The following is an 18,184-nucleotide window of genomic DNA, read 5'->3' as shown; positions in this document are numbered from 1 at the left end:
TTTACTTATAATAATTAAAAATTCGTCCAGATGAGATATCTGCAATTTCTTCTGGAATAAATGTTTTACTTATATCAGTACCAACATTTAATACAGCTGTAGCATCTTTCTCAATGCTACCAAATAACTCTTTCCCACGTATCGTAATAAGGGGCGTTCCTTCTGGCAACACATCTTTTACAAATTCCATTTGTGTAAAGAACGGAACGATCCATCTACCTTCTCCTTGGAAATGACGCAAACGAAGTATTCCCTCTGTTGCCCCGTCCTCTGCTTCTAGTGAACCAGCAACATAAAACTCAGTAGATAAGAGCAATTCATAAAATTCCTTTTGCTTCTGTTTATCATCCCCTGCTACAACAAGTACCTCTTCTAATTTCTTTACTGAAATTTGCTCCATATGATGCCACCCCTATTTTCAAAATGATTGTACTTAGATTATACGAAATATTCTTATTTTTTTCTACATAATTTGCAATTATTTTCTTAAAATAATTTTAATACTTCTTTTGTCGTCACAATCGTAGCAAACTCTTCATGTAAATTTACAAGTGTCATATTGTGAATATCTTCTGCACTATACTCCTTACCATCTAAACCTTTACGGTTAAAAGTAGCCGTTGCATCACTCACTAAATATGTTGTAAATCCTAAATTCCCTGCCATTCGTGTCGTAGTTTCCACACAGTGATTTGTCGTTAATCCTACAATCACTACTGCATTACATTTGTTCTTTCTTAATTGTTCTTCTAAATTTGTCCCAATGAACGCGCTGTTAACGAATTTCTGAATAACCACTTCACCAAGTAGTGGTTGCACTTCTTCTTTAAAGTTTACCGTTTCCGCTCTCTCATAAAACATTGACTGAGCATTTTCTTTATTTACATGTTGAATATGAAAAACTGCTCGCTTTCTTTTTCTCCATTCTTCTAACAAAATTCTCATGTTTTCTTCAGCAAAAATATTATTTCTCTCGCCCCAATCTGGTAATTGAAATGCCTTTTGTACATCGATTATGATAAGTGCTATTTGATTTGTCATCATTTCCCCCTTAATTTGGCTGTAATTGAAATAGAAAACCAAGTTGTTGTGACGCAGTAATAAAGCAAACATAGGCGCAAAGCTCTACAATTTCTTTTTCTGTCCAATATTGTTTTAATACGTGAAACATAGTATCATCTATTGCTTTTCGGTCATGAACAAATGTATGCGCAAAAGTAACAGCTACACCAATCTCCTCTGCCCTTTGCACATCATCAGGTCTTCCCTTTGCCATACAGTACGGACATTCATTCCCATACGCTAATGTTCTTCTCACTTGCTCCTTCAACTCTGCTGAAAGAGTTCCTTTATTGTACAGTGTATCTTCTAACGTAATCCACGAATGTAATATATCCGAATTATGCCCTAATAACTTTTGAAACTTTGTATCTCCTACATTTGATAATGAAATTCTCTCCATTATTTCCCCTCCTATTTCCTTCTGTTTTATTGTAAAATAAATAACGTTCACTTTACATTTCATATGAATCTTAATTTATATTTTTCCTTTACAAAAATCATTATTTTACTGGAGGTATATTTACAAATGCAACTAGACCGTGTTGATCGAAAAATTTTAAATGAATTATATAATGATAGTCGCCTTTCTATGCGTGAATTGGCGAAACGAGTAAACTTATCTGCTCCATCTACTTCAGAACGTGTTCGTAAGCTCGAAAGCGAAGGTGTTATTCAAAAATACACAATCGATATTGATTATAAAAAAGCAGGACTCGTTTTAGATTGTATTTTAGAAATCACTTTAAAAAATGGTGATACAACACGTATGCAACAGTTTATTCAGTCTTATCCATCTGCAAGTTTTTGTTACCGAGTAACAGGAAGCTTATGCTACATTGTAAAAATTTCTGTTCCTTCACTCGTTGAACTTGAAGAATTTATCAATGATGTTTCTTCATATGCAACGACAGTTTCTCATATCGTATTATCAGAAGTATCTCTTACTCCTGATATTGAACATATCTTCCCAGAAGATTAATTTATTTTTATTCATAAAATATCAAAAAACCCCTTACAATAAGAATAAAAATAATATATTATGTATTAAAATACATAAAGTTCGAGAAAGGGGCTTTACATTGAAAATCTGGTTTTATGAAAAAACGGCACAATTAGATGACTTGCTTGGTATTTGGGACAACGTTCCGACCATCCCGCGAATTGGTGAAAAAGTGGAGATTTTAAAGACGGTCCGTACTGTTACAGATATTAAATATGTAAAGAATGGTAATAATTTCCGCGTGGAAATTATTACAAATTAAAAAGTAGCTCTTAAGGAGCTACTTTTTAATTATCTATTATGTGCTTTCTTTATAACGATTTTATCTTCTTCTACAGATACTGTTACATAATCATTTTCTTCTAACCGAAGCTTATTTACAGCCTCATCTGGTAACTCTATGGCCATCAATCTATCGGTTACGATCACTTGACTATACACTTCATTTTCTTGTGATGAACTCACTACTTTTTGCTCATTTATAAAACGTATTGGTGGCACGCCAACTTCTTTTACTGTACGCCATTGTTTCCAAACATAAGGAATTAACCAAAGTAATCCAACAACTGTAAGACCAATACCAATCCATAAATTACTTTGCGCTTGTAATTCAGTAATTGAGATTGTACCACTTTCTTCTCCACCGAAAAATTGCATACTTGTTGCAATCAAATTATTTAGAGCGTGCACAGCTATATTCGTCCATATATTTTGTGTCCTTATATATAAAAGACACATAACGACACCAAACATGAACGCACCAATAACATCAAAATGTCCTAAGCCAAAAATAATTGAAGATATAATTACAGCTTTTTTAATTCCCCATTTATAAGCCATTCGCTGTAAGAAAAATCCCCTAAAAATAACCTCTTCCATAATAGGTGCTAACACACATGCTGAAATGAAAGTAAATATCGTCATATATACGTTACTCGTATTAATAACATTTCCGTCTTCTAGCATAGTAACTAAGAAATTAGGTAACGTATGTGCTAATATGTAAAATTGAATCTGAGATATGCCAACTGAAAAAATCATTCCCATTATCGTTGCTAATACAATTAATCCCCAAGGTAAATGTCCTGGCTTATAAAAAAAACTGTTAAATACAATATTATTTTTATTTGTTTTTACGTATAGCCAAAGTAACGGAAATACAAAAAATACAGTTATTTGTGAAATAACCTCCATCGTATTCTCAGAAACATTTGCTAGACCTAATGGGATGACTATAAGGAGCACCCCTATAATCATCCATCCAAAAAAGCTACGTAGCCTTATACGTGAAAATGCATAGTGCATATAGAACACCCCCAAAGATAGTAAAAATACAATAAAACTTTAATCAATACTTTATAGGCAATCCTTTCCCTATAAATAGCAGGATAACTAAATTATAATATGAATATAGTTGAAATTCTTCCTATTTTTCTCAAATCATTTCAAACAGCATATCTCTTAAAATAACATATCGCTGTTCTTCAGGTTGCAATCTAAGAGAAATTTATGTAATAAAAATCCCCGTTTTTACAAGCGGGGATTTCTTTTATTATAATACGTCACGTTTTTGGAATAATGCACTTGATGCTACAAGTAACACAACAAAGTATGCAGCTACAAGTAATAATGAAGTTGTAAACGTAAATTCTGTAAATGTTGGTTCCATTCCACCATTGATTAATTTATTACTATCGTAAGCTCTTAAATCCAAATGGTTGAATACTACAAACTTCGCTACACCTTTTGCAAACATTATTAATACCATATTAATTGCACCTTGTAAGAAGAATAGGAACATCGTAATAATTAATGGTAATACAGATTTTCTAAAGACATTTGCTAGGAAAAATGCAAGTGTTGCAAAAAAGAACGGTGAAAGTAGTTGATATAAAGTGGACTTCATTACGATTCCTAATGTTAATTCTGTTTTACTACCATCCATTACAATACCGCCAATAATCATTGCAATTAGCATACCAGCTAATACGATAAATAACATTGCTAATAACACTGTAATATATTTAGAAAATAAAACTGCAAGTCTTTTTCTTGGACGGATTAACAATTGTTTAATTGTACCTTTTTGGAACTCATCAGTAAGAGTACGGGCAGCAAGTGTAATCCCAAAAATCGTTGTAAATAAAACAATTAAGCCAATCTCTGAGTTTGCATAATCTAAATATGACCCCTTAAACTCATCACCTTTTCCCCACTTCAACATTGCTAAAGTACCTAAAATTTCGAGTGCCGCAATGACACCAATTAAAATATACATACCTTTTTTCGCATGCAACTTTAAAAATTCATTTTGAATTAATTTAAACATTACGCTTTCACTCCCCCAGTAATCGCTAAGAACTCATCCTCTAACGTTTTATTTTGAACAGTAACGCCATATACAAGCACATCAGCATGAACAAGTTTTTTTACAAGTTGTGGAATGTTGTCTTTTGTTACAGATGCTACAATTACATTCCCTTTTGCTTTGCCTTTAATGATTTCATTTGCTTTCTGAACTTCATCTACTTCAAACGCTACAACGACTGCCTCATCATGTTTCACTTTTTCATGTAAGTTGTACTCTTGTACAAACTCACCTTGTTTAATAATAACAACGCGATCACACATTAATTCAATTTCACTCAATAAGTGACTTGATACGATTACAGCAATATTCTCTTCTTTCGCTAAACGTTGTAAATAATCACGAATTTGGCGAATACCAGCTGGATCTAATCCATTTGTCGGCTCATCTAAAATTAAGATTTTCGGCTGATGAAGTAATGCCTGTGCAATTCCTAAACGTTGTTTCATGCCAAGTGAATATGTTTTCACCTTTTTATGAATCGCATGCTCTAACTCAACAAGCTTTATAATCTCAGCAATGCGCTCTTTACTAATTGGTGTAATGGCCATATTCGCAAAATGCTTTAAGTTTTGCATTCCTGTCATATAATCATATAGTTCAGGATTTTCTACAATCGCTCCAATTTGCTCTAGTGCCTTTTCACGCTCCGAGCGAATACTATGTCCACAAATTGTAATATCGCCCTCTGTCATTGAAATAAGACCTGTCATCATACGGATCGTCGTCGTCTTACCGCTACCGTTCGGCCCAAGGAATCCGTATACTTCTCCTTCACGAACCTCAAATGATAAACCACGAATAATTTCCGTTCCACCAATCTTTTTTCGAACATTCTCTAACTTTACTACTACGTTTCCCAATGCTGATTCCTCCTTTAGACTTCTAGTTTTTTATCGATAATGCGACCTGTTATATAAATAAGTAGAACAAATATACCGATTGAAAAAGCAATACTATATAAATTCATAAGTTTTTCTGGATAGAGAAACACATTCACTTCTGATGATTCATCTATATATACTAACTTTGCTATTAAAGGCGTAGTAGGTGCAAGACCACCCAACATTCCATATATAGTACCTAATAATTTTGTTACTAGTAAAAATAAGAAAAATACCAGTGGATATTTTAACTTCTTCTTTTTCAAAGAAAACACTTTAACGCTTGCTACTGAAAAAAGTAATACTAGCAATATGCTTGATAAATTAAATACATATAACATAGTACTAAAGAGGTGCTTTAGTGGATTGAATACACTTTGAGTAAATAATACCTCATAGAGCTCTGTACCTTTTATTATTTTCATAGAAATACCATATAAAAAAATAGATCCTATTAATTCGAAAATAAGTAAATAAATTACAGCGTATAACAATATTGCTAAAACAATCTTTTTACCGGATATCGATGTTAACCGAAATAATGTGCTTTCAGTCATTTTTCCAAATGCAGACACCGCCTGAATAACTATCATTGCTAAAAAAGTTATATATACTAGAATAACGAAACTAACTATAATTGTTTGTCTTACTTCTCCTGATTCTTGCTTAATATAATTCCCCAAACTTACGAAAGCTACAGCGACAACGAATATAAATGTTAACAAAGAAATAATTATTTGCTTTTTATTTATATTGTACATATATATTAAGCTCGGCTTCATCTACTAAACACCTCCTTAAACACCTCTGTAACAGCTTTTCCTCTCTGAAAACGTAACTCTTCTACATTTTCATACAATACAATTTCCCCATCTTTTAAAAAGATCACTTCATCAAAAATATTTTCAACTTCGTTTATTAAGTGCGTCGAGATTAGTATCGTACAATCTTCTCTATAAAATTGTAGAATGAGATTCAATATGTGCTCTCTAGAAACAAGATCAATCCCGCCAAGCGGTTCATCTAATACGTATAACTTCGCTTTCCTCGAAAACGTTAATATAATTTGAAGCTTTTCAACCATACCTTTTGATAAAGCTGTAATTTTTTCTTCTAACGGTATTTTAAATTCTGCAATCGTATCTACCGCTTTTTGAATATCGAAATCATTGTAAAAATCCCGGTAGAAAAATAAAGCGTCTTTTACAGTCATCCAATCATCAAAGATTGGCTTATCGGACATAAATGAAACGATTTCTTTCGTCTGTAATCCTACCTTTTTACCGTCTATTGTAATACTACCTTCAGAAGGGTGTTGCAAGCCTGCAATCATTTTCAATAACGTCGTTTTCCCGCTCCCGTTATCTCCAACAAGCCCAACGATTTTCCCTTCCGGAATCTCTATGTTTAATTCACGAATCACTGCTTTTAATCCGTATCTCTTCCATAAATTTTCTATTTTTAATAGCTCTGTCATTCGCTCTCCTCCCTTTTCTCATGTAATGAAGAACGAAGAATTGTAAGAATTTCTTCTTCTGAAAAACCTAAATTGTCCATTCCATCTATAAAAGAATGAAGTAATTCTTTCGCCATCTCTTTTCGTAGCTCCATAATTTTCTCCCCTTCATTCGTTACATACCGTCCCATTCCTCTACGTGTGACAACAACTCCATCCCGTTCTAGCTCTTGAAATGTACGCTGAATCGTATTTGGATTCACTTGTAATTCACTCGCTAATTCACGGACCGAGGGAATTTTATCACCAGGTAATAAATGTCCTGTTACGATCTCTTTTTTTATGTATTCCATTACCTGAATGTAAATTGGTGTATTTGGAGAAAACTCTATTTTCATTTCTTCCCTCCTTTTGTATCGGTGTACTAGTTAAATAATACACCGATACAAAAGGTTTGTAAATACCCATTTAATTACAAAAAAGTTCTATCCGTTAAACGAATAGAACTTCCCAAATATAAATCGCTATACAAAAATAATAGTGTTATGTAAACAAAATTATAAAGAAAAACTGTCTTATCAATGAATAAGACAGTTTTTCTTTATAATCCTATATTAAAAGTTAAACACGAAGTCATCGTCAGCTAACTTTTCAACGTTCGTTGCTTTTACGTAACCATTTCCTTTTACAGAGAAGAAATCATGGTTTTTCGTATCTGTACGTAAACCATTTAAAACGATTGGGTTAATTTCTTCTTCTTCAAACTTCGGCTCAAGCCCTAAGTTCATAAGCCCTTTATTTGCATTGTAACGAACGAAACGATTTACATCTTCTACAAGACCGATAGAAGTGTAAATTTCTTCTGTATAGGCCATTTCAATTTCATATAGTTCCATTAATAACTCTTGTGTTTCTTTTTGCACTTCTTGTTGCTCTTCTGCAGAAAGTTCTGCGAAGATTTGTTGTGCTAAAATACCGACGAATACGCCGTGAATTGACTCATCACGAATTATCAAGTTGATAATCTCACCACTTGCTGTTAGTTTTCCTTGACCAGCTAAGTAAAGTGGATAGAAGAATCCGCTATAGAATAAGTAACTTTCTAAGAACACACTTGCTACCATTGCCATGTATAACTCTTTTTTTGTTACTTCAGGCTTTAATAAACGACGATAGTAACTAGTAATAATACCAGCTTTTTTCTCAAGTAACGGATGATTGTCTACCCAGTCAAAAATATCATCAATCTCTTCTTCTGTAGCTAGTGTTGTGAAAATGTGACTATAACTTTTCGCATGTACTTCTTCCATAGCTCCCATGAAAGCTAATACACTTTTCGCTTGTAAATTTTCAAGATGAACAAGTACAAGTGGCATTCCTTCGCCACCTTGTTTCGTATCTAAAAGTGTTAAACCACCTAATACACGCTTATAAGCAATTTGCTCTTCTTTCGATAATTGCACCCAAGTATTTTTGTCAGACGAAACCGCAATTTCTTCTTCTGTCCAAAACTGAGCGATGTTTTGCTTCCAAAACATTAAACTAAAATCATCTTCTTTTTTGTTCCAGTTTACCGCACGCATTAAATCGCCCCTTCTCTAAATATGATAACTAAGCATGAGCAGGGTTCAGAAAACCCTGCTCATCATGTCTCACTTTTTATATTAAACGGTACAAGCCACACACTCTTCCACGCTTAATTTACGTGTTCTCGTATAATACAGACTCTTTAAGCCTTTTTTATGTGCATAGATGTAGTAACGTGCTAATTCACGTGTTGAAATATCACTATTAACGTAAAGAATTGTACTAATTCCTTGGTCAATATGTTCTTGAATTTCTGCGATTAAATCAATTAATTTAAACTGATTCATATCGTAAGAAGATTTATAGTACCAGAACGTATCTTTTGATAAATACGGCATTGGATAATATGTTGTCGCGTTCGCATATGTTCTTGATTCGATTTGACTTACGATCGGCATTACGCTTGAAGTTGCATTTTGAACGTAACTGATTGATTGTGTTGGAGCAATGGCAAGACGATATGAGTTGTATAAACCATTCTTCTGAACTTGCTCTTTTAAACTTGTCCAATCTTCTTTTGTTGGAATATGAATTCCTTCGAATAGTTGCTGAACTTTTTCAGTTACTGGGCTGTAATCTGTCGTTTCATACTTTTCGAAGTATGTGCCATTCGCATAATCAGATTTATCGAAGTCTTTAAATGTCTCGCCTTTTTCTGTAGCGATTTCCATACTTTTCTCAATAGAGTAGTAATTTAACATCATAAAGAATGTACGAGCGAATTCTTTCGCTTCTGCACTTTCATAAGCGATTTTATTTTTTGCTAAATATCCGTGTAAGTTCATTGCTCCAAGTCCAACTGAATGAAGCTCGTCATTTGCTTTTTTCACAGTTGGTGCATTTGGAATAATCGTCATATCAGAAACAGCTGTTAAAGCTTCCATTCCCGCATGAACTGCTTCACGAATTTCTTTATTTTCCATTACGTTTACGATATTTAACGATCCTAAGTTACAGTTAATATCACGACGGATAATGTCATCTGTACCGTAATCATTTATTTCTGAAGTTTCTTGAAGCTGGAAGATTTCTGTACATAAGTTCGACATCTTCACAGTTCCAATATCCTTCAATGGATGTTGATTATTTGCATTTGATTTAAACATTAAGTATGGGTAACCAGACTCAAGCTGAATCATAGCGATTTTAATAAGCATATCACGTGCACTAATATCTAGTGGCTTCTTCTTCACTTTCGGATTGCTCATTAATTCATCGTACATTTCATCAATGTCAATATCATCTAAATGCTTGCCATATTCTTTATAAACCGTATAAGGCGCGAAAACATGGAAAGGTTCGTTTTTCTCAGCAAGTTCAAAGAACTTACTTGGAACGATAATTCCGATTGATAGAGACTGAATACGGCTCTTCTCATCGGCATTTATTTTTTTTGTATCAAGGAATTCAATAATATCCCAATGGAAAATGTTTAAATATACTGCGCCGGCACCTTTTCGTTGGCCAAGCTGATTCGCATATGAAAACGAATCTTCAAGCAATTTCATAACAGGTACTACACCACTTGCAGCGTTGTCGATACCTTTAATTTGCTCACCACGTGCGCGTAGCTTAGATAAGTTTAAAGCTACTCCACCGCCGATTTTCGATAATTGCATTGCTGTATTAATGTTAAAGCCGATTGAATTTAAGCTATCGTCCATCTCTAACAAGAAACAAGACACCATTTCTCCTCTTCTGCTTCTTCCCGCATTTAAAAAGGTTGGTGTCGCTGGTTGGTAGTTTTGTTTTACAATCATGCTTGCGAATTGTTTTGCCTTCGAAACATCACCGCGTCCTAAGTATAATGACACAATTGCTACACGATCTTCATAGCTTTCTAAGTATTGTTTTTGATCATTCGTTTTTAACGCATAATCTTTGTAGAACTTAGATGCTGCCATATAAGATTGGAACTCGAAGTTTTCACCATAAGCGATGTTATATACTTCCTCTACTTCCTCCAAGCTATACTCGTCCAGAACGTTGTAATAGTAATCATGTTCTTTCATATACTCCATTCGCTCTGCCACGCTATTAAAAGGAACGGTATTCTCTCTAGCTTCTTCCATAAAGACTTCTAATGCCTCTTTATCTTTATGAAGCTGATAAAAACCGTCCTGCATTTGCGTGATTTCATTATTCAGTTCAATGTGTCGCAATCTCCCGCACCCTTTCCTTAAAATATTTTACATCGTTATTTGTTCCAGACAACTCAAATTTTGATACAATAGGCACTTCATATTTAGTAGAAATCTTGTCAGCACTTGCACCGAACATGTCTCCCCAGTTACGATTGCCGCTTGCAGATACGCCTTTTAATTTTTCATTATTGCGCTCTAAAAAGTCTAAAACACGTTCTGGTACATTTCCAAAACCTGTTGTATACGTAATAAGAATAAAGTCTTCATCTATTACTAGATCTTCATCAATTTGAACGGCCGGCATATTTAATTTGTGAATGAAACGCTTCACGTTTCCTGTCATAGAATCATATGCAACTAACATTTCCGACCCTCCCTCTCAAATCTATATTCTCTATATGTCGTTCTTGATTTCTCTATATATTGTATTACGTTTCAAAATAAGACACAAGATATATGTATAAATTCTTTCTTTTTTTAACTTTTACTTTTCGACATGATAGCCGTTTTTTTTCAATACAATGACTATGAAACAACATTCTAAAACTCATGTCAATAAAGTGCTTTTCAAAAAAGTTGTCAACGAATTTAACCTTATTTTTAAAAAAGTTAATAATATATTTTGTCATAAAACGGTAGATGCTGAAGAAATATATTTCTCCAGCATCACGCAAAAAAGAACAGATATGAAACGATAATCTGCTCTAAAAAACGATTACATTTATCAAATTTACCTTATTAAATATATTATACATATACTTTCGTTTTTCGTTACATACTAAAAGATAACTATTATAGAAAAAGATTATTATTATGGAACTTCAATTTATTTATGAAAAGTTTATTCAGAGTACTCAATGCGCAAAATATCTTTTACAAATATATGATGTGGATTTTCATCTTTATCAATCATTGTACATACAGGAGCCTCTTCATCAAAGTATACAATCAGTCCTTCTACGTACTGATATGTATGTTGAACTTGTACAGTTACTTTAATTTCTATTGCTTCTTCATATGCTCTTTTTATTTTCTGAAGCATTTTTGCTGAACATTTTCGTTTCTCTGGATACATAACCATTCCCATAAATCGATTGCCGGCTCTATCTTTCCACATATAATCCCAATGTGGTAAAATGCCTTGTTTAAAATCGCCCATAATTCCCCTCTCCTTTATCTTTTATTTATCCCGCATGAAACGTCCGTTTGGTGAAGGCTACTAATCAGTGAGAGATGCCCTGCTGATCAAAATTCCCCCTTATGAACGTGGCGTTTCTGAATATGTATAAATCACTTGCCCGCCTCGCTGTGCGTTACCAATGAAATGCTTAAAGTCTTCTCTATTTACAACAACTTCTCTGAACATATAAAATACATCTTTCGTAACAACATACTCCTTTATTTCACCATTTTTTAGCTGATCTAAAATTGTATTTGCTAATTCTTTATCCATGTATTTCACCTCTCTGCAATATTTTATTTTATCTTATATTCTATAGGTCAACAACTGTAAATTTATCCCGCTATTTGCAGGTAGTCCGATTGGTGTTGACTACTAATCAGTCGTGGAATGAACAAAAAATCTTACTGATTAACGTTTCACTTTATCTCGTTGTTATGCCATGATTTTATTTTCGTTATTTCGCAAACAATATTGTTTTACTATATGTCCACTAAATATCATATACTAACATAGCTACTTCTCTATATCAAACATTTCGGCATTCAATTATGCAAAGTTCCATACCACTATGCTACAATATACAAATAGAACTAGGAGGGATACTATGATTCGGAAAGCAAAAAAGACAGATGCGATGGCAATAGCTCCTTTATTGTATAATGCTCTGCATGAAATTGCTGAAAAAATCACAGGTAGCACAGTTGAAGCAGAAGTATTACTAGGACTTGAGACATGGTTCTCAAAAGAAAATAACCGTCTGAGCTACGAAAACTGTTTTGTCTATGAACAAGACGAGAGTGCAGTTGGAATTATTGTCGCTTATCACGGTAGTGAAGCAACACAGCTTGACGCACCAATTGTACATCACTTAAGAGCATTACATAAAGATGAATCAATTACGTTAGAAAAAGAAGCTGAGCTTGATGAGTATTACATTGATACATTATCAGTTTCAAGTGCACACGGCGGAAAAGGTATAGGTTCTAAATTAATTGAAGCTGCCGAAATCTATGCAACTGAAAAAGGGCATAAAAAAATCGCTTTACTTGTTAATTTAGAAAACAAACGCGCCTATTCACTATACGAAAAGTTAGGTTATAAAAAAGATGAAATTGTTATGCTAGTAGGGGAACCTTATGCTCATCTCGTAAAACCATTAAACGTCAAAATTTCTATATCTTAAAAAGAAAGCACACGATTTATATAAATCGTGTGCTTTTATGTTAAATTTGTATTTAATATATTTCCATCCATCGCCTCGTGAAACGTATATGTTGTACATCCCCATGGCTCTCTGTGCAAAATAGGAGAACCAGACCATCCCATCGCTCTCAGTTCGGCACCAATCATTACATTCACATAATTATGACCTACAAGAGCTATACTTCCATGTACGAGAGCATAACGATGTAACAGGTAAGCCGCTTGCCTTACCCTCTCTCTTACTTCCTTATAAGACTCAACATCTTTATGGTAGCCAAGTATCCATAATGTTCGTCCAATGAACATCCATACCTTAATTGTGCATTTCAACCACTTCGGAGCAAAAAAGCATGAAGGAACTTCAGCTTCTCTAAAAAGAGAATTTTGCATAAAAGATAAAGAATCCGTCAATTCAGCTGCTGATTGTACAGCACGCCTTTGATCACTTGTTAAGACAAATTTCGCTGCTTCAATTGCCTCTATTGTTTCTATCGGTATTTTAGCTTTTTGTATCATTGACTCGGAATCATACCGTTTCATCCATTCGTGAAATGAATTAATTGTCATCGGTTCTCTTATACGACTTAAACAACCATGACGAATAAAAGAAATCTTCATTCTTTTCACTCTCCATTCATCACTTATGAACTCTATTATGCACTAGTTCTAAACATCATACCACGCAAAAAAATAAAGTTATATACCTTTACATCTCCCCACCACTATCATGTGTTATCGAAGCATGGATACCATCCATCCCATCAAAATATGTACTCGTATCATATTGACGAATCTTTTTTAAATGCATATAAGAAAATAAAAATAAAATTAAAGCTATAACACTCCCCACAAATTCAAACATCATTTTACCGCCTCTAATTTCTCCCACTTCAGCAGGTTATTCTACTTTTTCATTATACCTCGATATAAAGATTCTCGCATTTTTGCTATTTTTTCTAAAAAACATGGATTTTCTACATATTTTCTTACAAAAAGTGAATATTTTTCGAATTTTTACTTTGGAAACATTTACAAAGTAGGAAATATGGTTCAAAATAGGAGGAAATAAAAAAACCCAAATTTATTCTTTTTTTGGGAAAACTGTAACAAGGAGAGTTGCTTATGCAGATCGCAGAAACTGGAGATATCATCGAATTTAAAGGTGGAATGCAAGGCCGTGTTCAAAAAGTAAATCAAAACTCTGTTATTGTTGATATAACAATTATGAAGAATTTTAGAGAACTAGATATGGAACCTCTTACAGTTGTAAGTCATAAAAACTATACTGTCATTAATCAAAATGCATAATATAATAGAAAGAAAGGGCCTGTATACTATACGGGCCCTTTCTTTCTATTAACGATTATCAATTGTTTCCGGATATAGATCGTGGTTCATCATGCGGTAGTCAGCCATTTGTTCATACTTCGTACCTGGGCGCCCGTAGTTGCAGTATGGATCAATTGAAATGCCACCACGTGGTGTGAATTTCCCCCATACCTCAATATAACGCGGATCCATTAATTTAATTAAATCGTTCATAATAACGTTCATGCAATCTTCGTGGAAATCACCATGATTGCGGAAACTAAATAAATACAACTTTAAAGATTTACTCTCTACCATTTTTTGCTCTGGAATATAGCTAATATAAATTGTTGCAAAATCTGGTTGTCCTGTTTTCGGGCATAAACTTGTAAATTCAGGACAATTGAATTTTACAAAATAATCACGGTTTGGATGATTATTATCAAATACCTCTAATATTTCTGGGCTATATTCAAATAAATATTTTGTATTTTGATTCCCTAGTAATGTTACATCTTTTAAATCTTCATCTAATCTTCCTGTCATTTTAAACATCCCTTCTCGTTATACGCCGCGCTTATTTCCCCATACTAACGCATGAAGCTGAGGCAATACTTTTGCATCATTCATCTCTTTACAATTTACAGCTTTATCAATCAGCCATTCATACTTATCTAATAATTTTTTTATAAGCATCGCATCATCCACTGTTTTTGTATCATCGTTTCCTACTTGTAAGAAAAATGGTACCTTGGGATAACGTTCGTGCATCTTAACTGCATATTCAAAATCATGATCATCGAATACTACTACTTTTAAACTAATATCTTTTCCTGCTAGTTTCTGAATAATAGCATCTAACTTATGAAAATCTGTTTTCATCGTTGAACTTGGTGGTTTTGGAGAAATTGTTACCTCATCAATTTGAAGTAACCAATCTTGCCATTTACTCCCTTGCGTTTCAATTGCCGTTCGCATTCCATTTTCTTTTAATATAGAAAGAAGAAACTCAATATTTTTCAGTAATGCCGGATTTCCACCTGAAATCGTAACATGAGAAAAATTTTCTCCTCCAATTGCAACAAGCTCATCCCAAATATCTTCTGGTGTCATCTGTCTAATTTGATCTTTAGCTGATCCATCCCACGTAAAAGCAGAATCACACCAAGCACAGCTATAATCACAACCAGCTGTACGGATAAACATTGTTTTTTGCCCTACAACCATTCCTTCACCTTGAATAGTCGGACCGAATATTTCTAAGACAGGGATTTTACTCATCGAGCATCCACTCCCGTCTTACTTCCGCATAACTAGTCGGCGTCTCAAATAGACGAACAAATTCAACGCGAGCTCCTTTATATTCGTTCACTCGATTCTCTTTTGTTAGTGCTTCTGCCATCTTTTCATAAATCCAAACGACCATATTTTCAGCAGTCGTATTCATTGCAGGTAACGTTTCGTTTAAATAACGATGATCTAGATAAATTTCGATTTCATTTTTCCAAATTTCTTTTATATCTCCAAAGTCAATTGCAAGACCTATTTCATTTACATATCCACTAATTCCAAATACAACTTTATATGTGTGACCGTGTAAGTTTTTACATTTCCCTTCATAACAGTGTAAATGGTGTGCTGCATCAAATGTAAATTCCTTGCTGACCATTACTCTTTTATTATGGTATTTGAGTTGTTTACGCTGAATATCCTTGTCCATTTTTTGCAAATTCTCTACGATGCGAAATCCAAAAAAGTTATCCATTAGTTATTCGCTCCTTCGCGTTCTTGTAGGTACGTATCTAATCCTGCTTTACGAAGTTGACATGCTGGACATTCACCGCAACCATCACCAATGATTCCGTTATAACATGTTAATGTTTTTTCTCGAACAAACTCAAATGCTCCAAGTTTATCTGATAATTTCCATGTTTCAGCTTTATCAATCCACATAAGTGGCGTGTGAATAACAAACGGGTAATCCATAGATAAATTTAAAGTAACGTTTAACGATTTCACAAACACGTCACGGCAGTCTGGATAACCACTGAAATCAGTTTCACATACACCCGTTACAATATGACGTGCTCCAACTTGTTTTGCTAATACAGCAGCAAATGATAAGAAGAGTAAATTTCGTCCATCTACAAATGTCGATGGCAATTCACCTTCTTCATGTGTAATCTCCATATCCGTTCTCGTTAACGCATTTGGAGCAAGTTGATTTAATAGACTCATATCTAGTACCGTATGCTTTATTCCTAGCTCTTTTGCAATTTCCACTGCACAATCAATTTCTAGCTTATGACGTTGATTGTAATTAAACGTTACAGCTTCTACCTCTGCAAACTGCTCTATTGCCCAAAATAAACATGTCGTACTATCTTGTCCTCCACTAAAAACAACAACTGCTTTTTCTTTTTTCATTTCACTCATTCTCCTTCTCTACTATAAATAAGAAGAAAGAACGTTCTTGAACTGTCACAATAAAAAAACAAAACAATACCTAAGGATATTGTTGTTTCCATAGTTTTTTATAGAGGGAGTTCGCGAACCTCTCCCGCGCGGTGCACGGAATTTCTTCTTTCATTGACACAACTTATTGTAACATATTGTATACTAGCGTAAAAATTTCTGATTTTTCTGCTATTTATTATTTCATTTCTTTCATTTTATAGTATGATTAATTTAATCTAAGAAGAGAGGAGGCATCCCACTGAAATCCTTTATTATTTATCTCTTTTTAAATATATTATTCATCCTGATTACAATGCTCGTATATCATTTATTTTGGAATCAAAAAGGGAAACGCTCTCCTAAATTAAATTCAGCTATATTCATTGTACTCTGTTGCCTCGCTACCGTACTCTGTATTACATTTGCAGCAAAAACAAATAATGGTTTTCAATTTGATATGCGCCATATTGTATTAATTGTCGGTACATTAACGGGAGGGCCTATTGCTGGTGGTTCTATCTTAGTTGTATTAAACATATATCGCTTATTATTAGGGGGGGTAGGTGTTTTCCCATCTCTTATCGGTTCTGTTCTTCTATTTATTGTTCTACTATTAACATATAAATTTTTTAATCGAACTTCTAATCGTATAAAAATAACACTTGCTATTATCTACAGTCTCACATACGGATTTATTTGGATACCCTTCTTCCTTTCAAAGGTTACAAATAAGACTGATTATATACCGCATATTATTGTGTATGAGTTATGTTCAATGCTTGGTACGATTCTAATTCTATATTTACTACACATATTACAAACTCAAGTTCGTCTCCAAAACGAACTTATAAATGCTGAAAAGTTTCATTTAATTGGTGAAATGGCAGCGTCTATCTCTCATGAAATTCGCAATCCATTAACTTCAACGAAAGGGTTTTTACAACTGTTACAATCAGATACCTGTACTGAGCAGGAACGAAAATTATATATCGACATTGCCATTAACGGCATCGAACAAGCAAATCATGTTCTTACAGATTATTTAACCTTTGCTAAACCAAGCATTGAAAAAGAACAAACATTACAGTTAGAAGAAGAATTACTACATGCATTGTCGTTAATTACACCGCTTGCTAATTTAACAAATGTACGTACTCATTATATAAAGCAAAGCACTTCTTTTTTTATCGCTGGTGAAAAGCAAAAACTAAATCAATGTTTATTAAATATTTTAAAAAATTGCATTGAGGCTATGCCAAAAGGCGGTGATCTTTATTTCACATTAGTTCCTGATCATAAGCATATTCAGTTATATATAAAAGATACAGGAGTCGGTATGGATTCAGAACAAGTAAAACGTCTTGGCTCTCCTTTTTATTCAACGAAAGAAAAAGGTACTGGACTTGGAATGATGGTCGTATTCAGTGTTGTTCAAGCTATGAATGGAAAAATTGATATTATAAGTGAAAAAGGAATCGGTACAACCTTTTTATTAACTTTTCCACTCATACAAAAAACGTGATGAAATAATC

The 18,184-nt window shown here is 33.7% G+C and carries 25 protein-coding genes and 1 riboswitch; of the genes, 5 read left to right on the top strand and 20 right to left on the bottom strand.

The genetic code is table 11. The features are described 5' to 3' along the window. Position 1: 1 nt before the first annotated feature. From ACTFRY_RS11215 to ACTFRY_RS11205, 3 genes are all read right to left on the bottom strand, one after another. Positions 2 to 400: an SseB family protein gene (locus tag ACTFRY_RS11215; RefSeq protein ID WP_000435266.1), complete on the bottom strand. Its 399-nt coding sequence runs from the start codon at positions 398 to 400 to the stop codon at positions 2 to 4. An 86-nt stretch (positions 401 to 486) separates the two neighbouring features. After that, on the bottom strand, positions 487 to 1,041 hold the full coding sequence (locus ACTFRY_RS11210; protein WP_141541483.1) for a cysteine hydrolase family protein: 555 nt from the start codon (positions 1,039 to 1,041) through the stop codon (positions 487 to 489). A gap of 10 nt (positions 1,042 to 1,051) precedes the next feature. Further along, positions 1,052 to 1,462 carry a carboxymuconolactone decarboxylase family protein gene (locus ACTFRY_RS11205; protein ID WP_000439747.1) on the bottom strand — a complete coding sequence of 137 codons (411 nt, stop codon included), beginning with the start codon at positions 1,460 to 1,462 and terminating at the stop codon, positions 1,052 to 1,054. A gap of 126 nt (positions 1,463 to 1,588) precedes the next feature. On the opposite strand from ACTFRY_RS11205, the gene ACTFRY_RS11200 reads away from it, so the two are divergent. Beyond that, positions 1,589 to 2,041, top strand: coding sequence for an Lrp/AsnC family transcriptional regulator (locus ACTFRY_RS11200; RefSeq protein WP_001175505.1), 453 nt, complete (start codon positions 1,589 to 1,591; stop codon positions 2,039 to 2,041). 100 nt (positions 2,042 to 2,141) lie between these two features. Next, entirely contained in the window at positions 2,142 to 2,324 is a 183-nt protein-coding gene (locus ACTFRY_RS11195) for a DUF3913 family protein (protein ID WP_000707107.1), read from the top strand. 29 nt (positions 2,325 to 2,353) lie between these two features. Here the strand turns inward: ACTFRY_RS11195 and ACTFRY_RS11190 are convergent, their stop codons facing one another. The 11 genes from ACTFRY_RS11190 to ACTFRY_RS11140 all read right to left on the bottom strand — a co-directional run bounded on the left by ACTFRY_RS11190 (position 2,354) and on the right by ACTFRY_RS11140 (position 11,954). Next, positions 2,354 to 3,367, bottom strand: coding sequence for a CPBP family intramembrane glutamic endopeptidase (locus tag ACTFRY_RS11190; protein WP_098616838.1), 1,014 nt, complete (start codon positions 3,365 to 3,367; stop codon positions 2,354 to 2,356). Positions 3,368 to 3,614: 247 nt separating this feature from the next. Next, complete coding sequence (locus ACTFRY_RS11185; protein WP_000475427.1) at positions 3,615 to 4,391, bottom strand: ABC transporter permease; 777 nt, start codon at positions 4,389 to 4,391, stop codon at positions 3,615 to 3,617. Next, positions 4,391 to 5,293, bottom strand: a complete 903-nt coding sequence (locus tag ACTFRY_RS11180; protein ID WP_000528786.1) for an ABC transporter ATP-binding protein — start codon at positions 5,291 to 5,293, stop codon at positions 4,391 to 4,393. Before ACTFRY_RS11180 ends, ACTFRY_RS11185 begins: the two co-directional genes overlap by 1 nt. 14 nt (positions 5,294 to 5,307) lie before the next feature. Continuing rightward, complete coding sequence (locus ACTFRY_RS11175; RefSeq protein WP_000804806.1) at positions 5,308 to 6,096, bottom strand: hypothetical protein; 789 nt, start codon at positions 6,094 to 6,096, stop codon at positions 5,308 to 5,310. Continuing rightward, on the bottom strand, positions 6,093 to 6,791 hold the full coding sequence (locus tag ACTFRY_RS11170; protein ID WP_000137710.1) for an ABC transporter ATP-binding protein: 699 nt from the start codon (positions 6,789 to 6,791) through the stop codon (positions 6,093 to 6,095). Before ACTFRY_RS11170 ends, ACTFRY_RS11175 begins: the two co-directional genes overlap by 4 nt. Next, the gene (locus ACTFRY_RS11165) at positions 6,788 to 7,168 is read right to left on the bottom strand and encodes a GntR family transcriptional regulator (protein ID WP_000687513.1); all 381 of its coding nucleotides are present in this window, start codon (positions 7,166 to 7,168) and stop codon (positions 6,788 to 6,790) included. Before ACTFRY_RS11165 ends, ACTFRY_RS11170 begins: the two co-directional genes overlap by 4 nt. 216 nt (positions 7,169 to 7,384) lie before the next feature. Then, entirely contained in the window at positions 7,385 to 8,353 is a 969-nt protein-coding gene (nrdF, locus tag ACTFRY_RS11160; RefSeq protein ID WP_001203029.1) for a class 1b ribonucleoside-diphosphate reductase subunit beta, read from the bottom strand. Positions 8,354 to 8,434: 81 nt separating this feature from the next. Continuing rightward, the gene (nrdE, locus tag ACTFRY_RS11155; RefSeq protein ID WP_001215835.1) at positions 8,435 to 10,519 is read right to left on the bottom strand and encodes a class 1b ribonucleoside-diphosphate reductase subunit alpha; all 2,085 of its coding nucleotides are present in this window, start codon (positions 10,517 to 10,519) and stop codon (positions 8,435 to 8,437) included. Continuing rightward, the gene (gene nrdI, locus ACTFRY_RS11150) at positions 10,506 to 10,865 is read right to left on the bottom strand and encodes a class Ib ribonucleoside-diphosphate reductase assembly flavoprotein NrdI (RefSeq protein ID WP_000959448.1); all 360 of its coding nucleotides are present in this window, start codon (positions 10,863 to 10,865) and stop codon (positions 10,506 to 10,508) included. Before nrdI ends, nrdE begins: the two co-directional genes overlap by 14 nt. 477 nt (positions 10,866 to 11,342) lie before the next feature. Beyond that, entirely contained in the window at positions 11,343 to 11,660 is a 318-nt protein-coding gene (locus ACTFRY_RS11145; protein ID WP_000502196.1) for a hypothetical protein, read from the bottom strand. 99 nt (positions 11,661 to 11,759) lie between these two features. Continuing rightward, entirely contained in the window at positions 11,760 to 11,954 is a 195-nt protein-coding gene (locus ACTFRY_RS11140) for an abortive phage infection protein (protein ID WP_098616839.1), read from the bottom strand. A 334-nt stretch (positions 11,955 to 12,288) separates the two neighbouring features. Here ACTFRY_RS11140 and ACTFRY_RS11135 point away from each other — a divergent pair, with 334 nt between their 5' ends. After that, the gene (locus tag ACTFRY_RS11135; protein WP_000619548.1) at positions 12,289 to 12,867 is read left to right on the top strand and encodes a GNAT family N-acetyltransferase; all 579 of its coding nucleotides are present in this window, start codon (positions 12,289 to 12,291) and stop codon (positions 12,865 to 12,867) included. A 35-nt stretch (positions 12,868 to 12,902) separates the two neighbouring features. Here the strand turns inward: ACTFRY_RS11135 and ACTFRY_RS11130 are convergent, their stop codons facing one another. Together ACTFRY_RS11130 and ACTFRY_RS11125 are read right to left on the bottom strand one after the other, a co-directional pair. After that, positions 12,903 to 13,505, bottom strand: a complete 603-nt coding sequence (locus ACTFRY_RS11130) for a histidine phosphatase family protein (RefSeq protein WP_098616840.1) — start codon at positions 13,503 to 13,505, stop codon at positions 12,903 to 12,905. An 88-nt stretch (positions 13,506 to 13,593) separates the two neighbouring features. Next, the gene (locus ACTFRY_RS11125) at positions 13,594 to 13,749 is read right to left on the bottom strand and encodes a hypothetical protein (RefSeq protein WP_000461432.1); all 156 of its coding nucleotides are present in this window, start codon (positions 13,747 to 13,749) and stop codon (positions 13,594 to 13,596) included. 260 nt (positions 13,750 to 14,009) lie between these two features. On the opposite strand from ACTFRY_RS11125, the gene ACTFRY_RS11120 reads away from it, so the two are divergent. Continuing rightward, positions 14,010 to 14,195, top strand: a complete 186-nt coding sequence (locus ACTFRY_RS11120; RefSeq protein WP_001165082.1) for a YkvS family protein — start codon at positions 14,010 to 14,012, stop codon at positions 14,193 to 14,195. A 48-nt stretch (positions 14,196 to 14,243) separates the two neighbouring features. On the opposite strand, the gene queF is transcribed toward ACTFRY_RS11120, so the two are convergent. The 4 genes from queF to queC are packed head-to-tail and all read right to left on the bottom strand — an operon-like array spanning position 14,244 to position 16,622. Next, positions 14,244 to 14,741 carry a preQ(1) synthase gene (queF, locus tag ACTFRY_RS11115; protein WP_001986050.1) on the bottom strand — a complete coding sequence of 166 codons (498 nt, stop codon included), beginning with the start codon at positions 14,739 to 14,741 and terminating at the stop codon, positions 14,244 to 14,246. Positions 14,742 to 14,759: 18 nt separating this feature from the next. Continuing rightward, a complete protein-coding gene (gene queE / locus ACTFRY_RS11110; protein WP_000036297.1) occupies positions 14,760 to 15,476 on the bottom strand; it encodes a 7-carboxy-7-deazaguanine synthase QueE in 717 nt (238 codons plus the stop codon). Then, a complete protein-coding gene (gene queD / locus ACTFRY_RS11105; protein ID WP_000368414.1) occupies positions 15,469 to 15,960 on the bottom strand; it encodes a 6-carboxytetrahydropterin synthase QueD in 492 nt (163 codons plus the stop codon). The genes queE and queD overlap by 8 nt, the downstream gene beginning before the upstream one ends. After that, entirely contained in the window at positions 15,960 to 16,622 is a 663-nt protein-coding gene (gene queC, locus ACTFRY_RS11100; protein ID WP_000711604.1) for a 7-cyano-7-deazaguanine synthase QueC, read from the bottom strand. The genes queD and queC overlap by 1 nt, the downstream gene beginning before the upstream one ends. 93 nt (positions 16,623 to 16,715) lie before the next feature. Then, positions 16,716 to 16,759, bottom strand: a riboswitch (PreQ1 riboswitch). 206 nt (positions 16,760 to 16,965) lie between these two features. Here queC and kinB point away from each other — a divergent pair. Beyond that, the gene (gene kinB, locus ACTFRY_RS11095; RefSeq protein ID WP_000964153.1) at positions 16,966 to 18,174 is read left to right on the top strand and encodes a sporulation sensor histidine kinase KinB; all 1,209 of its coding nucleotides are present in this window, start codon (positions 16,966 to 16,968) and stop codon (positions 18,172 to 18,174) included. The last annotated feature ends 10 nt before the right edge of the window (positions 18,175 to 18,184 follow it).

The sequence above is a fragment of the Bacillus cereus group sp. MYBK195-1 genome (assembly GCF_051916605.1).
GTDB lineage: Bacteria > Bacillota > Bacilli > Bacillales > Bacillaceae_G > Bacillus_A > Bacillus_A cereus.
This window is presented reverse-complemented; position numbering and strand designations above follow the sequence as displayed.

Excerpts from the sequence above, each read along its gene's own strand:
- nrdF (WP_001203029.1), bottom strand. The coding sequence starts at position 8,353 with ATGCGTGCGGTAAACTGGAACAAAAAAGAAGATGATTTTAGTTTAATG.
- queC (WP_000711604.1), bottom strand. The coding sequence starts at position 16,622 with ATGAAAAAAGAAAAAGCAGTTGTTGTTTTTAGTGGAGGACAAGATAGT.
- ACTFRY_RS11190 (WP_098616838.1), bottom strand. The coding sequence starts at position 3,367 with ATGCACTATGCATTTTCACGTATAAGGCTACGTAGCTTTTTTGGATGG.
- queE (WP_000036297.1), bottom strand. The coding sequence starts at position 15,476 with ATGAGTAAAATCCCTGTCTTAGAAATATTCGGTCCGACTATTCAAGGT.
- ACTFRY_RS11135 (WP_000619548.1), top strand. The coding sequence starts at position 12,289 with ATGATTCGGAAAGCAAAAAAGACAGATGCGATGGCAATAGCTCCTTTA.
- queD (WP_000368414.1), bottom strand. The coding sequence starts at position 15,960 with ATGGATAACTTTTTTGGATTTCGCATCGTAGAGAATTTGCAAAAAATG.
- ACTFRY_RS11145 (WP_000502196.1), bottom strand. The coding sequence starts at position 11,660 with ATGGGCGATTTTAAACAAGGCATTTTACCACATTGGGATTATATGTGG.
- queF (WP_001986050.1), bottom strand. The coding sequence starts at position 14,741 with ATGACAGGAAGATTAGATGAAGATTTAAAAGATGTAACATTACTAGGG.
- kinB (WP_000964153.1), top strand. The coding sequence starts at position 16,966 with ATGCTCGTATATCATTTATTTTGGAATCAAAAAGGGAAACGCTCTCCT.
- nrdI (WP_000959448.1), bottom strand. The coding sequence starts at position 10,865 with ATGTTAGTTGCATATGATTCTATGACAGGAAACGTGAAGCGTTTCATT.
- ACTFRY_RS11170 (WP_000137710.1), bottom strand. The coding sequence starts at position 6,791 with ATGACAGAGCTATTAAAAATAGAAAATTTATGGAAGAGATACGGATTA.
- ACTFRY_RS11130 (WP_098616840.1), bottom strand. The coding sequence starts at position 13,505 with ATGAAGATTTCTTTTATTCGTCATGGTTGTTTAAGTCGTATAAGAGAA.
- ACTFRY_RS11140 (WP_098616839.1), bottom strand. The coding sequence starts at position 11,954 with ATGGATAAAGAATTAGCAAATACAATTTTAGATCAGCTAAAAAATGGT.
- ACTFRY_RS11215 (WP_000435266.1), bottom strand. The coding sequence starts at position 400 with ATGGAGCAAATTTCAGTAAAGAAATTAGAAGAGGTACTTGTTGTAGCA.
- ACTFRY_RS11200 (WP_001175505.1), top strand. The coding sequence starts at position 1,589 with ATGCAACTAGACCGTGTTGATCGAAAAATTTTAAATGAATTATATAAT.
- ACTFRY_RS11205 (WP_000439747.1), bottom strand. The coding sequence starts at position 1,462 with ATGGAGAGAATTTCATTATCAAATGTAGGAGATACAAAGTTTCAAAAG.
- ACTFRY_RS11125 (WP_000461432.1), bottom strand. The coding sequence starts at position 13,749 with ATGTTTGAATTTGTGGGGAGTGTTATAGCTTTAATTTTATTTTTATTT.
- ACTFRY_RS11165 (WP_000687513.1), bottom strand. The coding sequence starts at position 7,168 with ATGAAAATAGAGTTTTCTCCAAATACACCAATTTACATTCAGGTAATG.
- ACTFRY_RS11120 (WP_001165082.1), top strand. The coding sequence starts at position 14,010 with ATGCAGATCGCAGAAACTGGAGATATCATCGAATTTAAAGGTGGAATG.
- ACTFRY_RS11210 (WP_141541483.1), bottom strand. The coding sequence starts at position 1,041 with ATGACAAATCAAATAGCACTTATCATAATCGATGTACAAAAGGCATTT.
- ACTFRY_RS11185 (WP_000475427.1), bottom strand. The coding sequence starts at position 4,391 with ATGTTTAAATTAATTCAAAATGAATTTTTAAAGTTGCATGCGAAAAAA.
- ACTFRY_RS11175 (WP_000804806.1), bottom strand. The coding sequence starts at position 6,096 with ATGAAGCCGAGCTTAATATATATGTACAATATAAATAAAAAGCAAATA.